Consider the following 13,825-nt stretch of genomic DNA (forward strand, 5'->3'; position numbering starts at 1 on the left):
TATTTCTTAACGGAGCGTCTGAGTTATGAACATAGAGCAGATAATTGCTAGAATAAAAAATGGGCCAAATGACATCACCCCTTATCCAGCAGCCATCCAGCAACTCTTCGATACTTTTGAAGCAAAAACTAGATTGGTATTGCCACGTGATTTTAAATGTTTTTATTCTTTTAGCAATGGATTTCAATCTGATGAAGACCTGTTCAGAATAATTCCATTAGAAGAAATAATGGACGATTGGAGTTGTACGACCAAGACGAATAATCAATGCTATTTTGCCGAGTACCTAATCTATTCTGATTTATGGGGCGTTGAAGTAGGGCTTGATGAATCCTCGCCTTATTCTATTTTTTATCCCGATTCAGAAGAGAGGAAGCTTTTCATGACACATTCTTTAGCTGAGTTCTTAGAGCGTTTTTTGCTTGCGGGTATTTATGGAACAGGTGGTCTTTACGACTGGTCAAACGATAGCCTACCCCTTTTAAAATCATGAACTACTTGAGATGATAAATCATGCATAGTATTTTATTTAAATTGATAATTTAAGATATTTTTGACATGCTCTTACTATGACTTTCGCCGACCTCGACAACCAGTTGCTGCTGCAAGGTCCGGCCCTGGCCCGGCTCACGGATGAGGAGTTTTACGACCTCTGCCAGCACAACCCTACGCTGCGCCTGGAGCGCACCGCCGACCACAATATCATTGCCATGCCCCCGCCGGTTCAGAATCCAGCCGCAAATCAGGAGAAATTTACGGCCAGCTTTGGTTGTGGAATCGCCAGCACCAGTTGGGCTACGTGTACGAGTCGTCAGCGGGCTTTGCCTTGCCCGATGGCTCTATCCGCTCGCCCGATGCGGCGTGGCTGAGCAAGGAAAAGTTTGCGCAGTTGACTGAAGCCCAGCGGCAGAAGTTTCCGCCGGTCTGCCCCGAGTTTGTGGTAGAAGTGCGCTCGCCCTCCGACGGGCTAGCCGCCCTGCGCCGCAAGATGGAAGACTACCTGGCCAACGGCGTGCAGCTGGCCCTGCTGCTCGACCCGGAGGCTGAAAAGGCGACCATCTACCGCCCCAATCAAGCCCCGGTCGAAGTGGCCGACTTTAATCAAGAAATTAGCGCGGCGCCTGAGCTACCCGGCTTCGTGCTTGACCTCCGGCCACTGCGCCGGGGCTAGTGCGGACCGTGTTAATGCCTACCCCAATCCGCTCGGCCGTGCCCCTGGCCGGCTTCGTTATTACCTTGCTAGGGGCAGTTCTATTCTCCACCAAAGCCATACTCGTTAAGCTGGCTTTTGGCGCTACGCACACCGATGCGCTGACGCTGCTCACGTTGCGCATGGTGTTTTCGCTGCCGTTTTATGCAGGCGTGGCGCTGTTTATGTCGAGCCAGAAAAACAATGTGCGCATGACGCGCCCGCAGTGGGCGCTGGTGCTGCTGTTAGGGGTGCTGGGCTACTACGTGAGCAGCCTGCTCGATTTTATGGGGCTGCAATACGTGTCGGCGGGACTGGAGCGATTGATATTATTTCTGTATCCTAGCTTCGTGGTTTTTATTAACGCTGTTTTTTTCAAGCAGCGAATTACCGGTACTCAAAAATGGGCGCTGCTGCTCACGTATCTCGGCATTGGCATTGCCTACGCGGGCGAATTAACTATTGACCCGGGCCGGCACGGATTATACCTGGGGAGTTTTCTCGTGTTTTTGTGTGCCATTACCTATTCGATGTATATCGCGGGCAGCGGGAAAATTATTCCGCTGGTGGGCGCTACTAAATTTACGGCGTATGCGATGTTGGCCGCTACGGCGGGTATTTTTGGGCACTTTGCCCTGGTGGGCCACGGCGAATTACTTGCGTCGGGCCGGGCGCTGTGGGGGTATGGGCTGGGGCTAGCCATCTTTTCTACCGTGTTGCCCTCGTTTTTAATTTCGCAGGGATTAAAAAGAATCGGGGCTAATAATGTCGCCATTATTAGCGGTATCGGGCCAATTTCGACGATAGCGCAGGCGCATTTCTTTTTGCGGGAGCCCATTTTTGCGGCCCAGATTGGCGGGACAATTCTGGTCGTTTTTGGCGTGTTGCTGCTGAGTTGGAAGCGGCCCGTGGCCGTAGCCGCAGCCGCCTGAGCTGCGCCTTGCAAGTGCGCCTAGAAGTAACCTAGCCGGATTCCTGATTTGTACCAAACACACTTGCCGCGTGCAACCTAGCGGTGGGTTTTGAGTTAGCAAAGCAACTTCTTTGCAATTCCTTCCTGACTATGAATCACCGCACGCTCGGCAAAACCGGCTTTTCCATCTCTGAAATCAGCCTCGGCACCTGGCAGGTGGGCGGCAAATGGGGCGAACCCTTCAGCCACGACAATGCCGACCGCATCCTGCACGCCGCCGTGGACGCGGGCATCAACTTCATCGACACCGCCGATGTGTATGGCGACGGCGAAAGTGAAAAGGCCGTGGGCCGCCTCGTGCGCAGCCGCGCCGGCGAGCGCATCTACGTGGCTACCAAGTGCGGCCGGCGCTTGCAGCCGCACACGGCCGAGGCCTACCAGCCGGCGGCGCTGCGCGGCTTTGTGGAAGACAGCCTGCGCAACATGCAACTCGAAACGCTGGATTTGATTCAGCTGCACTGCCCGCCTACGGAGGTTTATTACCGGCCCGAGATTTTTGAGTTGTTCGACCGGCTCAGGCAAGAAGGCAAAATCCAGAACCTGGGCGTGAGCGTGGAAAAGGTAGAGGAGAGCTTAAAGGCCATCGAATACCCCAATGTAACCACGTTGCAGGTAATTTTCAATATGTTCCGGCAGCGCCCGGCCGAGCTACTGTTCAAAGAAGCGGCGCGGCGCGACGTGGGCCTGATAGTGCGGGTGCCGCTGGCTAGCGGGCTGCTCACGGGCAAGTTTTCGCCGCAAACGCACTTCGATAAAGACGACCACCGCAACTTCAACCGCAACGGCGAAGCCTTCGACAAGGGCGAAACTTTCTCGGGCGTGGACTACGCTACGGGGCTAGCCGCCGTGGAAGAGTTGAAAAAAATATTTCCCGACCAGCCGCAGCTAGCCCCGCTAGCCCTGCGCTGGATACTGATGTTTCCGGAAGTGAGCTGCATTATTCCCGGCGCCTCGCGCCCCGAGCAATTGACTTCCAATCTGCAAACGGAGCAGCAGCCTGCCCTTACTGCTGCGCAGATGGCGGCCGTGCGCGACGTTTATGACCGGATGATTCGGTCGCAGGTGCACCAGCTATGGTAATTGACGTGCATTACAGCGTAGCCACTTGCGCCGCCTGCGTTTCGCGGGGCTTCTGCACCAGGTAGTAGTAGGCCAGGATGGCTAGCCCGATGCCGAAGGGAATGATAGCCAGATGCTTGCCATCGGTGAGGGTGCCGATGCGGACGGTGTCGAAGCCAAAAAACTCGCTCAGCATCCAGTACGAGTTGGCCGTAATCCAGAATACGATGGCCAGGTTATGCGCCAGCTCCGACTTGAGGGCGCGGGTGCGCCAGGCAATAACCAGCGCAATGCCCAGTGTGGGCGCTATCATTAAGATACCCAGCGTTTTCCAGACCATGCACCAGCTGATATCCTTGATGAGCCAGAATAGGATATGCGTGTTTTCCATCTGGCGGTACTTGGCCGGGATGGCGTAAATTTCTTCGTCGGGCTGCGAGGGCATGGAAACAGGGCGGGTTACTTTTGGCAGAATTGCGTACTAGCCCGTAAAATTAGCTCCTGCTTATGTCGCCTTTGCTGCGCAAAACCCTTAAAATAACGGCTTATTCGGTCGGTGCTGTGGTAGGCGCGGTGGCCGCGTACTGGGGCGTGGCCCAGGTGCTTTCGCGCATTCCGGTGGCGGCCGAAACCACTGCCGAAGCCGCGACGGTGCCGCTTTTCATCCACTCCAATGGCGTGCACACCGACCTGGTGGTGCCCGTCAAAAGCAGTTTCATCGACTGGAGCGAGCAGCTGCCTTTTTCCAATACGCAGGCGCACGACTCTACCTATCACTTCGTAGGCATCGGCTGGGGCGATAAGGGCTTTTACCTCGAAACGCCCACCTGGGCCGAGCTGAAGCCGCGCACGGCTATTCGGGCAGGCTTCTGGCTGAGCACCACGCTCATGCACACTACCTACTACCACGAGGCCGACCTAGTGGCTAGCCCCCAGTGCGTGCCCTTGCGCCTCACGCCCACGCAATACCGCCGCCTCATTGCCTACATTCAAAAGAGCTTTCAGCGCGACGCGGCCGGCAATTTCAACTGGATACCCGGCCACAGCTACGCCGACCACGACGCCTTTTACGAGGCCAATAGCCGCTACAGCGTACTCAACACCTGCAACACCTGGGCCAATAGGGGCCTGAAAGTCAGCGGCCAGAAGGCCAGCCTCTGGACACCCTTCGACACGGGTATTCTGTATCAGTATCGGAAGTAACTCTGGCTAAATCCGTTTGTCCTTGCTGCGCTGCGCTCGCAACGACAAACGATTATTTCTGCTCATTGCTGGCCGCTAGCTCCTTGAGCACCTGCGGCACGCCTACGCTGGCCGGGGCTACCACGTAGCGCACGCCGCGCCGGCCACTCACCTCGGGCTGGTGCGGGTCGATGACGTAGACCGGGCAGCCGGCCGGGGCGTAGTGCAGCAGCCCGGCGGCCGGATACACCTGCAGGGAGGTGCCCACCACCAGCAGCGCATCGGCCGTGGCTACTGTTTCGGCGGCTTCCTCGATGGCGGGCACCATTTCGCCAAACCACACAATGTGCGGACGCAGCTGGCCGCCATCGGGCGCCAGGTCGCCCAGCATAATGTCGCCTGGGCAATCAAAAACGGTGTTTTCATTCTGCACCGAGCGCATTTTATTGAGCATGCCGTGCAGGTGCAGCACCTGGCTGGAGCCGGCGCGCTCGTGCAGGTCGTCCACGTTTTGGGTGATGATGCTGACCGTCCAGCCCGGTGCTGCCTCGAAGCCGGCCAGGGCTAGGTGAGCGGCGTTGGGCGCTACCTCGCGGGCCTGGGCGCGGCGCTTGTTGTAAAAATCGAGCACCAGCGCCGGGTTGCGGGCAAACGCCTCGGGCGTGGCCACGTCCTCGATGCGGTGCTCCTCCCACAAGCCATTCGTATCGCGGAAGGTGCGAATGCCGCTTTCGGCCGACACGCCGGCGCCGGTGAGTACTACAAGGTGAGGCATAGAGAAAATGGGCAGAGCATGAGACTACTAAGCAATAATCGTTTGTCATTGCGCGCTTGCGAAGCAATGATAACTGGTTGGTACTGGCTAGGCAGTAAAAATTCGCTCGTATTGCCGCTCGGCAAAATCGCGCAGGCGCTGAAAGGCCGCATCTACTTCCTGGGCATCTTCGCTGAGTAGGTTGCCATACACGACGCGGTCGGTGGCGCGCAGGGCGCGGCGCACGTCCTCGTCGTTGTGAAAATACTCAGTCAGCTCTTTGGTGGTGAGTGAGTTGAGGTTGGTGTCTTCCAGGCTGGAAAGGTAGTTTTTCCACAGCACTACCGTGCGTTCGACCACCGCCGCCGAGCGCGAGAGCGTGAAGCGCTCGGCATTGCGGGCAAACTGGGCGAGGAAATAAAGATGGTTTTTGCGACGCTTGTAGCGGCCGTAGCGCTGGCGCCAGCGCCGGCCGTAGAGGGCCCAGGCGCCGCCAGCCAGGGCTAGCCCACCGGCCAGCCCGGCCAGCCAGAATGGATAGTTGAAGGCCGGCGCCAGGGGCAGCACCTGGTAGGTGGTGCGCAGGGTGGGCGGCCCGGCTGCATCGGTGGTGTAGAGGGTGGGAGCTAGCCGGTGCAGGCGCACCTGGGCCACGGCTGGCAGCAGGCGCAGCGTGTCGGCGGTGCCGCGCAGCAGCAGCACCGGCAGTTGCAAGCTCTGCACCGGGGCCAGCGAAAACGTGCGCAGGTGATACACCGCCTGGTCGAGGCTGCGGCCGCTGGTGGTGCGGGTAGGCAGCCAGTGCCGCCCCGCGTACTCAAACGTGCCGAATGGTGCCAGCGAATCGGGAAAAACGACTTCCTCGGCCGGGTCGTGGGCGTAGCTCAGCACGTAGTCGAGGGGCTGGCCCACTTCCACCACGGCCCGCGAAAACCGGCCTGTCGGCCCGGTGCCGGTATTGGGGCCAGCCAGGACCGGCCCACCGACACTCAGGGCCAGGAGCCAGCCGGCTAGCCAGGCGCGCCGCGAAAGGCGAAGGGGCTTGAGTAGCTGCCACATACTGCGTTAGCTGCGCCGCTGCCGAAACAGCCCCACTAGTTGCGGCACAAAGTCCTCGTCGGTGCGCAGCGTAAGTAAGCTCACGCGCTGGCGGCGGCAAAGCGTGCGCAGGGCCTCGTGCCGGGCCTGGGTCTGGGCCGCGTACTGCGCCTGAAAGGCCGGGGCCGAGGTATCGACCCAGCGCTGCAAGCCGGTTTCGGCGTCGCGCAGGGGCACGATACCCAGCGCCGGAAACTTCACTTCTTGCGGGGCCAGCAGCTGCACCACCACCAGGTCGTGCTGGCGGGCCAGCATGGTGAGCTCGCGCTCGTAGTTTTCGTCGATAAAATCGGAGATGAGAATAACCAGGCTGCGGCGCTTGACCAGCCCCAGCAGCAGCCGGATGCCCGCGCCCAGGCCCGTGTGCCGGGAGGCCGGGTGCAGTCCGTAGAGGCGTTGGAGCAGCGCATAGGCCGCTCGCAAGCCCTTGGCGGGCGGCAGATACAGCTCTTTCTGGTCGGAAAAAGCCAGCAGGCCCAGCGCCGCGTCCTGGCGGGCGGCCGAGAGGGCCAGCACCCCGGCCAGGTCGCGGCCCAGGTCGAGCTTGCACTGGCTGCCAGCCGCCGCCCGGCCCACGCGCTGCGAGGCGCTCACGTCGAGGGCCACCAGCACCTGCTGCTCGCGCTCTTCCTTGTAGGTTTTTACGAAGGTGCCGTGGCCTTTGCTGCTCACCGCCCAGTCGATGGCCCGCACTTCATCGCCGTATTGGTAGAGGCGCACGTCGTCGAACTCCAGCCCATTCCCCCGAAAAACCGACCCGAAATTGCCCTGCAATTGGGCCTCCACCGCCTGGCGCATCCTGATTTCGAGGTGGCGCAGGCGGCGCACCAGCGCCGTGAGGCTGGCGGGCAGGGCAGAAGTAGGGCTAGCGGCGGGCGGCATACGGGGCGGGGTGAAGGACGAAGCTACGGCGCGGGGTTATTTTTGGGCGTGAAATCGCTGTTTACTCTATTACTCCTGGGGGTGGGCCTTGTGCTGGCCGCTGCCAGCTGCGCCCGCCCCGAGCAAGTGCTGCCCCCGCCCAACCTGCTGTCGAAGGAGGAGATAACGAGCCTGCTCATACAATTTCACCTGCTCGAATCGCGCATCGAGTCGAGCCGGCTGGCGGCCGATTCGGCGCGGGCCTTGTTTCAAACCATGCACGACGATGTTTTGTGGCGGCATGGGCTAAAAGCGGCCGACTCCAGCTTCGAGCGCAGCTACCGCTACTACGCCATGCACGGCAAGGACCTGGATGGCATCTACGCCACGGTTATCGACTCGCTGAGCGCCCGCGAGAAGAAAATGGGCGCCACGCCGCTGCCGCGCCACCAATAGCCTCTAGGTTGCACGGACAATTAGCGAAGCCACAAGAGTGCTGAGATGAAATGCACCATTCCTAAGAAGCTGCTGGCCGTTTTATCATAGCGCGTGGCCAGCCGGCGAAACTGCTTGAGGCGACTAAAAAAGCGCTCGACTTTGTTGCGGTCGCGGTACAGATTTCGGTCAATCACGCGTTGGACGAGGCGGTTCTTTTTGCTGGGAATCACCGCTTGGGCACCGAGGGCGGCCACGCTGGCGAGTACGGCGTCCGTATCGTAGGCTTTGTCTGCCAGCACGTTGCTGGTACCCTCAGCGGCCGGCAGCAGTTCCGCTACGCGTCGACAATCGGCTTGCTGGCCGGGACCGAGCACCACGCGCAACGGGTTACCCAGCGCGTCGACGAGGGCGTGGATTTTGGTCGTCAGCCCGCCGCGGCTGCGGCCGAGGGCTTCGTCGCCGACGCGGCTTTTTTTCGGCTGCCCGCCGCCTGCGCGTGGGCCCGCACCACGGTCGAATCAAGCATCACCCAATCCAGGTCTGGTTCCTGCACGGCTTCGAACAAGCGTTGCCAAATGCCTTTTTGGGCCCAGCGCCGGCTGCGTTTGCGCAACGTGTCGTGTTTGCCAAAGCGGGCCGGCAGTGCACGCCAGGCGCAGCCGTGGCGCGCCACCCAGAACACGGCGTTGAGAAAGAGTCGGTTATCGACGCCTGTTCGGCCCACGTCGCCCGCTTTGCCCGATAAATGTGGGGCCAAAGCGGTCCAAGCACGGTCACTGATTTCATCCAGATTGCTCACGAACGCAAAGATAATTGTCCGTACAACCTAGTGCAAGCGGCTGCCGTTGGGCACGGGCGCCGCCACGGCCGCCAGCACCGTGTGGCCCGCGGCATCGGGCGCGCCCAGCACCAGCACCTCGGAGCGGAATGGCCCGATTTGCTTGGGCGGAAAGTTGACCACCGCCAGCACCTGCCGGCCCAGCAGCGTGGCCGGCGTGTAGTGCTGCGTAAGCTGGGCGCTCGATTTTTTGAGGCCGATTTCGGGGCCAAAATCAAGCAGCAGCTGATACGCCGGGCGGCGCGCCTGCGGAAATTCGCGCGCCTCCACAATGGTGCCCACCCGAATATCTACTCGCTCAAACTCGGCGTAGGAAATCATACTTAGTGGTGAAGTGGTAAGCAAGAAAATGTAGCTGTCATTACGAGCCGGCGAAGCACTGACAGACGTGCACCGTGCTACTTCACCGCTAGGCATCCTTTTCGGCAAAGGCGGCCAGCTCCCGCAATTGCTGGTGCACCTGGGTTTCCCATCGGGCTTGGCGCTCGTGCTGGAGGCCGTGGTTGGTGTCGCGGTCGTAATCATCTTCGGCCTGCTGCCAGGCCGTGTAAGCGGCTTGGCTGATGCGGTCGAAAGTACCGCCTAGCCGGTCGCAGGTGGTGTGCATGGCGGCCAGCTGCTGGCGCAGGCGGCGGGCATACACCTCGGCAATATCGAAGTGCAGCTGCTCGTGGCGCAGCAGGGCGGGCGTCATGCTGCCGGGCTCGCGTACCCACGAGCTGGCGGGGTCGAAGCTGGCCTGCGCCGTGCCGGCAAATACGTTGCCCCGGCAGGTGGCACCGGTGTTAATGTTGGCCGAGGTAAGGGCGGCGTGGCCCTGGCTGGTTTTGGGCCGGCCCTTAAAATCGGCTACCACGAGCGGCCGGCTCGCCGACCAGCGAATGGCGCCGGGCGGTAGTTTTACTTGCTGGGCAGCAGCCGGCCCGGCCCCGAGCAGCAGGAAGGCGAGCGCCTTCCACCAAGAAATAGGCATGAATGAAAAAGGCGGTGAGTCGGAAATAAAGCGGCCGCGCTAGCCCCGATGGGCCAGCCGCCGGCTACTAACCGGACAACCAAGCGCCTGCTCTGAGTTCCGCCGGCTAGCCGGCCGGCTGGCCCAGCACCACCAATTCTTCGGCCTCGGTGAGTTTTTGCGTCGGACTTTCCAGGCCGGGCGGCCGCTCGCCGGGCGCACTCTGGCGCCGGAAGCGCAGCAGCAGCACGCCCGCCACCACGCTCAGGCCCGTGAGCAAGCCTAGCCAGATGCCCGGCGCGCCCAGCTTCAGCCCAAAGCCCAGGCCGTAGCCCAGCGGCAGCGCCACCGCCCAGTAGGCCAGCAGCGCCACCACCGAGGGTACTTTCACGTCTTCCAGCCCGCGCAGCGCGCCCAGACCCACCACTTGCAGGCCATCCGAAATCTGAAAGCCCGCCGCGATGGCCAGCAGCGTAGCCGCTTGGGCCACCACGGCCGGGTCGGTATTGTAGAAAGTGGGAATGAGGTGCCGGAAAATTACCAGCAGCAGCCCCATCGTCCCCATGAACGCGAAGGCCAGCCAGTAGGCGGCAAAGCCCGCCTGCCGCGCCCCGGCCAGGTCGCCGGCCCCGCGCAGGTTGCCCACCCGAATGGTGGCCGCCGCTGCAATGCCACTGGCGGCCATGTAGGTCACCGAGGCCACGTTGATGGCAATCTGGTGAGCGGCCTGAGTTGTGACCCCTAGCCAGCCCATCATCAACGCCGAGGCTGCGAAGGCACCGACCTCAAACATCATCTGCACGCCAATGGGCAACCCCAGCGCCAGCTGCCCGCGCAGCTCGGCTAGCCCCGGCCGCAGCCAGGTGGCAGCTTCGGCCGGGCGCTTGGCGCGCAGCTTTTCGGCCCGCAGCACAAACTGCGCCATGAGCGCCGCCATGAGTATGCGGGCAATGAGCGTGGCCCAGGCCGCGCCCATCAGTCCCATCGCGGGCGCGCCGAAGTGGCCGAATATCAAGGCGTAGCATAGCAAAGCGTTAATCACGTTGCCCAGAATAGACAGCTGCATGGCCTGGCGCGTGAGGCCCAGCCCCTCGGCCCACTCCCGAAAGCCCTGAAACACCATCAGGGGCAGCAGCGACAGGCCTACCACGCGCACCCAGGGCGTGGCTAGGGCCACCACTGCGGGCGCCTGGTGCAGGTGCGGCATGGCCAGGGGTAGCAGCTGGCTCAGGCCCGCCAGCAGCACGCCCACCAGCGTATTGAGCCAGATGGTGCCTACCAGCAGGTGGCCCAGCGCCCCGTTATCGCCCCGGCCATTGGCGGCGGCCACGCGCGGCACCGCGCCCATGCTGAGGCCCAGGCCCAGCACCATCAGTACGGTGGTCAGGCTCACGCCCACGCTCACGGCGGCCAGCGGCAGCTTGCCGGTCTGCCCCACCATCACCGAATCGCACACGCTCACCAGAATGTGGCCAAGCTGGCTCAGTACCACTGGGTAGGCGAGCAGGATGGTAGGGCGCAGGTGGGATTTCACAAGGATAATGGCTTAAGAAAGAACGTCATGCTTCGACAAGCGCAGCATGACGTTTCGGCGTTGGGGGTTTTTACAAAATTACGGCCCTAGCCGGCCACCGCCAGCACCACGTCGGCAAAGTCGGCGGCCGCGTCCTGAAACACCTCCACCACGCGCAGGCCCGCGGCGGCGGCCAGCCCGGCTATCTGGGGCAAACTGAATTTGTAGGAGCTTTCGGTGTGAATGGCCTCCCAGGCGGCGATGTCGAAGGCCTGGCCGGCCAGCGCGGCCACGCGCACGGTCTGGGCGCGGCGGCTCACCAGCCACGAGCGCATGGCCCCGGTGCTGGGGTCGTAATCGGGGAAATGCTGCCAGGCATCGAGCTGAAAATCAGCGCCGGCCTCGGCATTGAGGCGGCGCAGCAGGTTGAAGTTAAACTCGGCCGTAATGCCCTGCCCGTCGTCATACGCCGCGTGGATGCGGCGCGGGTCCTTGCGCAGGTCGAAGCCCACCAGCAGGCGGTCGGCCGGAGTGAGGGGCTGGGCCAGCTCGCCCAGGAAAACTACCTGCTCGTCGGGCGTGAAATTGCCGATGTTGGAGCCCAGAAACAGCACTGCCTTGGCGCCCGGCCGGGTGGCTAGGGTAGTGAGCGCAGCCGAATATTCGGCCGCCAGCGGCTCGGTGGGCAGGCCGGGCAGCTCGGCGAGCAGCGAAGCTGCCAGCTCCTCGATAGCCGAAGCCGAAATATCGACCGGTACGTAGGTGAGGGCCACCGGTTGGGTAAGTAGTTCGCGCAGCAACAGCTTGGTTTTCAAGCCGTCGCCGGCACCCAGTTCTACCACGGCCAGCGGCTGGCTAGCCCCCGCGCCGGCCGCCAGCGCCCGCGCTATGGCCGCGCCCTGCTCCTGAAAAATAGCCAGCTCGGTGCGGGTCGGGTAGTACTCGGGCAGGCCCATTATCTGCTGAAACAGGCGGCTGCCGGTGGCATCGTAAAAATATTTGGACGACAGGGTTTTCGGCGTTTGGCTAAAGCCCTGGGCCAGGTGTTCGGCGAGGTGATTCAAAATAGGTAGGCGTTTGTAAAAGGCAAGGCGCGTCGTCGATGGGGCGGTCTGCTAGTCGGGGCTGGCCGGCGGCTCAGTGGGCTGTTTGGGCCACAGCAAGGAAGCGCCGACCGAGCCCAGCAGCAGCAGGCCCACGATGCCTAGCGAAACCGGCATGGGTAGCTCCAGGTTAAAGCGCACGCGCAAAATATCCTCCGTCAAGAGCTTACCGCCGATAAATACCAGAATGAGCGCCAGCCCATAGTGCAGGTAGTGAAAAAGTGTCATGAGGCTGGCCAGCGCGAAGTACAGCGCCCGCAGACCGAGCAGAGCAAACACGTTGGAAGTATAGACCACAAACGTGTTGCGCGACACGGCCAGGATGGCCGGGATAGAATCGGCCGCGAATACCACGTCGGTTGTTTCTATCATTACCAGCACCACCAGCAGCGGGGTGGCAAAGCGCAGGCCGTCGCGCTTGGTAAAAAACCTGCCGCCATCGAGGTGCCGGGTAATGGGCAGGCGCCGGCTCAGCAGCCGCACCACCGGGTTGTTGTTGGGGTCGATTTCGGGGTCGCCGTCGCCGCCGAAGGCCATGCGCCCGCCCGTGTATACCAGGAAGCCCCCCAGCGCATACAGCAAAAAATGAAACTTGGCCAGCAGCGCTCCGCCGGCCAGAATAAAAACGCCGCGCAGCACCAGCGCGCCCAGCACGCCCCAGAATAAAATGCGGTGCTGATACTCGGCCGGCACCTTGAAGTAGGTGAAAATGAGCAGGAACACAAATAAGTTGTCCACGCTCAGCGCCTTCTCAATGAGGTAGCCCGTCAGCCACTCCAAGCCCGCCTGGTGGCCCATCGTGCGGTACACGAGGTAGTTGAAGCCTAGCGAAAGCGTTATCCAGAAAGCGCTCCAGCCTAAGGCCTCTCCCAGCTTCACGGCGTGGGCGCGGCGGTTGAGTACCAGCAAATCGAGCAGTAAGAGCCCGATTACGAACAAGTTAAATAAAATCCAGAAAAGGGGGGTGTTTTCCATCCGGTAGCAAGCTGCTTTATCCGATACGGAAAAAGAGCCCGCGCGGCGGTCGGCACCGCCGGCCGGCTACTGCGCCGACGCCACGCGCGGCTGGCCCAGTGGCTCGTCGGCCGTGCGGCGCGGCGGGTGAATCCAGCTGCTCACCTTCATCTGCACCACCCCAAACAGCGCCTCCTTAAAGATACCCTTCGACATCTTCGACTGCCCCCGCGTGCGGTCGGTAAAGATGATGGGCACCTCTTTGATGCGGAAACCCAGGCGGTAGGCTAGCCACTTCATCTCAATCTGAAACGCGTAGCCCACGAAGTGAATGCGGCTCAGGTCGATGGCGCGCAACACCCTGGCCGAGTAGCACTTAAAGCCCGCCGTGGCATCGTGAATGGGCATGCCCGTGATAAGGCGCACGTACTTGGAAGCGAAATACGACATCAGCACCCGGCTCATGGGCCAGTTTACCACGTTCACACCGTCGCTGTAGCGCGAGCCGATGGCCAGGTCGTAGCCCTGCACGGCGCAGGCTTCGTGCAGGCGCAGCAGGTCCTGCGGGTTGTGTGAGAAGTCAGCATCCATCTCAAACACGTACTCGTAGCCCCGCGCCAGCGCCCAGCGAAAGCCGAAAATATAGGCCGTGCCCAGGCCCTGCTTACCAGCCCGCTCCTCCAAAAAAAGCCGCCCGGCAAACTCCGGCAACAGGGCGCGCGCAAGCGCGCCCGTGCCGTCGGGCGAACCGTCGTCAATTATCAGGACGTGGAAATTCTTCGGCTGCGCAAAAACGGCTCGAATAATAAGCTCCACATTATCCCGCTCGTTGTACGTCGGAATTAATACTAATCCGGCGGCCGTATTACTCATCGCAGGCAAAGATAAGGCGCGCACGAATAGGGTTGCGC

Annotated in this window: 18 protein-coding genes; 7 read left to right on the plus strand and 11 right to left on the minus strand. The window is 61.5% G+C overall.

Going from position 1 to position 13,825, the window contains the following annotated elements:
* Positions 1 to 25: 25 nt before the first annotated feature.
* The 5 genes from GKZ68_RS04490 (at position 26) to GKZ68_RS04505 (ending at position 3,242) form a co-directional block, all read left to right on the plus strand.
* Positions 26 to 493 (plus strand): SMI1/KNR4 family protein, encoded by a 468-nt coding sequence (locus GKZ68_RS04490; protein WP_173111158.1) that lies wholly within the window; start codon positions 26 to 28, stop codon positions 491 to 493.
* Between the two features lie 76 nt (positions 494 to 569).
* Positions 570 to 869: a Uma2 family endonuclease gene (locus GKZ68_RS21895; protein WP_254244163.1), complete on the plus strand. Its 300-nt coding sequence runs from the start codon at positions 570 to 572 to the stop codon at positions 867 to 869.
* Positions 770 to 1,171, plus strand: a complete 402-nt coding sequence (locus GKZ68_RS04495) for a Uma2 family endonuclease (RefSeq protein ID WP_254244164.1) — start codon at positions 770 to 772, stop codon at positions 1,169 to 1,171. The genes GKZ68_RS21895 and GKZ68_RS04495 overlap by 100 nt, the downstream gene beginning before the upstream one ends.
* Before the next feature lie 14 nt (positions 1,172 to 1,185).
* Positions 1,186 to 2,121, plus strand: a complete 936-nt coding sequence (locus tag GKZ68_RS04500; RefSeq protein ID WP_173111161.1) for a DMT family transporter — start codon at positions 1,186 to 1,188, stop codon at positions 2,119 to 2,121.
* A 131-nt stretch (positions 2,122 to 2,252) separates the two neighbouring features.
* Positions 2,253 to 3,242 carry an aldo/keto reductase gene (locus tag GKZ68_RS04505; protein ID WP_173111164.1) on the plus strand — a complete coding sequence of 330 codons (990 nt, stop codon included), beginning with the start codon at positions 2,253 to 2,255 and terminating at the stop codon, positions 3,240 to 3,242.
* A gap of 10 nt (positions 3,243 to 3,252) precedes the next feature.
* Here the strand turns inward: GKZ68_RS04505 and GKZ68_RS04510 are convergent, their stop codons facing one another.
* Entirely contained in the window at positions 3,253 to 3,666 is a 414-nt protein-coding gene (locus GKZ68_RS04510) for a hypothetical protein (protein ID WP_217275310.1), read from the minus strand.
* Positions 3,667 to 3,728: 62 nt separating this feature from the next.
* Here GKZ68_RS04510 and GKZ68_RS04515 point away from each other — a divergent pair, with 62 nt between their 5' ends.
* Complete coding sequence (locus GKZ68_RS04515; RefSeq protein ID WP_173111167.1) at positions 3,729 to 4,424, plus strand: TIGR02117 family protein; 696 nt, start codon at positions 3,729 to 3,731, stop codon at positions 4,422 to 4,424.
* A 52-nt stretch (positions 4,425 to 4,476) separates the two neighbouring features.
* Here GKZ68_RS04515 and GKZ68_RS04520 read toward each other — a convergent pair whose 3' ends face one another.
* From GKZ68_RS04520 to GKZ68_RS04530, 3 genes are all read right to left on the minus strand, one after another.
* Positions 4,477 to 5,178 carry a Sir2 family NAD-dependent protein deacetylase gene (locus GKZ68_RS04520; RefSeq protein ID WP_173111170.1) on the minus strand — a complete coding sequence of 234 codons (702 nt, stop codon included), beginning with the start codon at positions 5,176 to 5,178 and terminating at the stop codon, positions 4,477 to 4,479.
* Between the two features lie 87 nt (positions 5,179 to 5,265).
* Entirely contained in the window at positions 5,266 to 6,216 is a 951-nt protein-coding gene (locus GKZ68_RS04525; RefSeq protein WP_173111173.1) for a hypothetical protein, read from the minus strand.
* A 6-nt stretch (positions 6,217 to 6,222) separates the two neighbouring features.
* Positions 6,223 to 7,137, minus strand: coding sequence for a DUF58 domain-containing protein (locus GKZ68_RS04530; RefSeq protein WP_173111175.1), 915 nt, complete (start codon positions 7,135 to 7,137; stop codon positions 6,223 to 6,225).
* Between the two features lie 48 nt (positions 7,138 to 7,185).
* On the opposite strand from GKZ68_RS04530, the gene GKZ68_RS04535 reads away from it, so the two are divergent.
* Entirely contained in the window at positions 7,186 to 7,572 is a 387-nt protein-coding gene (locus tag GKZ68_RS04535; protein ID WP_173111178.1) for a DUF4296 domain-containing protein, read from the plus strand.
* Positions 7,573 to 7,592: 20 nt separating this feature from the next.
* On the opposite strand, the gene GKZ68_RS04540 is transcribed toward GKZ68_RS04535, so the two are convergent.
* The 7 genes from GKZ68_RS04540 to GKZ68_RS04570 form a co-directional block, all read right to left on the minus strand.
* Positions 7,593 to 8,344, minus strand: a protein-coding gene (locus tag GKZ68_RS04540) for an IS5 family transposase (protein WP_217275360.1) whose coding sequence is annotated in 2 segments (ribosomal slippage) — positions 7,593 to 8,009 and positions 8,012 to 8,344 — 750 coding nt in all. Because the reading frame shifts where the segments join, the coding sequence is not laid out codon by codon here.
* 36 nt (positions 8,345 to 8,380) lie between these two features.
* A complete protein-coding gene (locus tag GKZ68_RS04545) occupies positions 8,381 to 8,713 on the minus strand; it encodes a tRNA-binding protein (RefSeq protein ID WP_173111180.1) in 333 nt (110 codons plus the stop codon).
* Between the two features lie 88 nt (positions 8,714 to 8,801).
* Positions 8,802 to 9,365 carry a DUF922 domain-containing protein gene (locus tag GKZ68_RS04550; protein ID WP_173111183.1) on the minus strand — a complete coding sequence of 188 codons (564 nt, stop codon included), beginning with the start codon at positions 9,363 to 9,365 and terminating at the stop codon, positions 8,802 to 8,804.
* 106 nt (positions 9,366 to 9,471) lie between these two features.
* A complete protein-coding gene (locus GKZ68_RS04555; protein WP_254244165.1) occupies positions 9,472 to 10,878 on the minus strand; it encodes an MATE family efflux transporter in 1,407 nt (468 codons plus the stop codon).
* An 86-nt stretch (positions 10,879 to 10,964) separates the two neighbouring features.
* Positions 10,965 to 11,921, minus strand: a complete 957-nt coding sequence (gene egtD, locus GKZ68_RS04560; protein ID WP_173111186.1) for an L-histidine N(alpha)-methyltransferase — start codon at positions 11,919 to 11,921, stop codon at positions 10,965 to 10,967.
* Between the two features lie 51 nt (positions 11,922 to 11,972).
* A complete protein-coding gene (locus GKZ68_RS04565) occupies positions 11,973 to 12,935 on the minus strand; it encodes a TerC family protein (RefSeq protein WP_173111189.1) in 963 nt (320 codons plus the stop codon).
* A 66-nt stretch (positions 12,936 to 13,001) separates the two neighbouring features.
* Entirely contained in the window at positions 13,002 to 13,787 is a 786-nt protein-coding gene (locus GKZ68_RS04570) for a polyprenol monophosphomannose synthase (protein ID WP_173111192.1), read from the minus strand.
* Between the last annotated feature and the right edge of the window lie 38 nt (positions 13,788 to 13,825).

This window comes from Hymenobacter sp. BRD128, assembly GCF_013256625.1.
Classification (GTDB): Bacteria; Bacteroidota; Bacteroidia; order Cytophagales; family Hymenobacteraceae; genus Hymenobacter.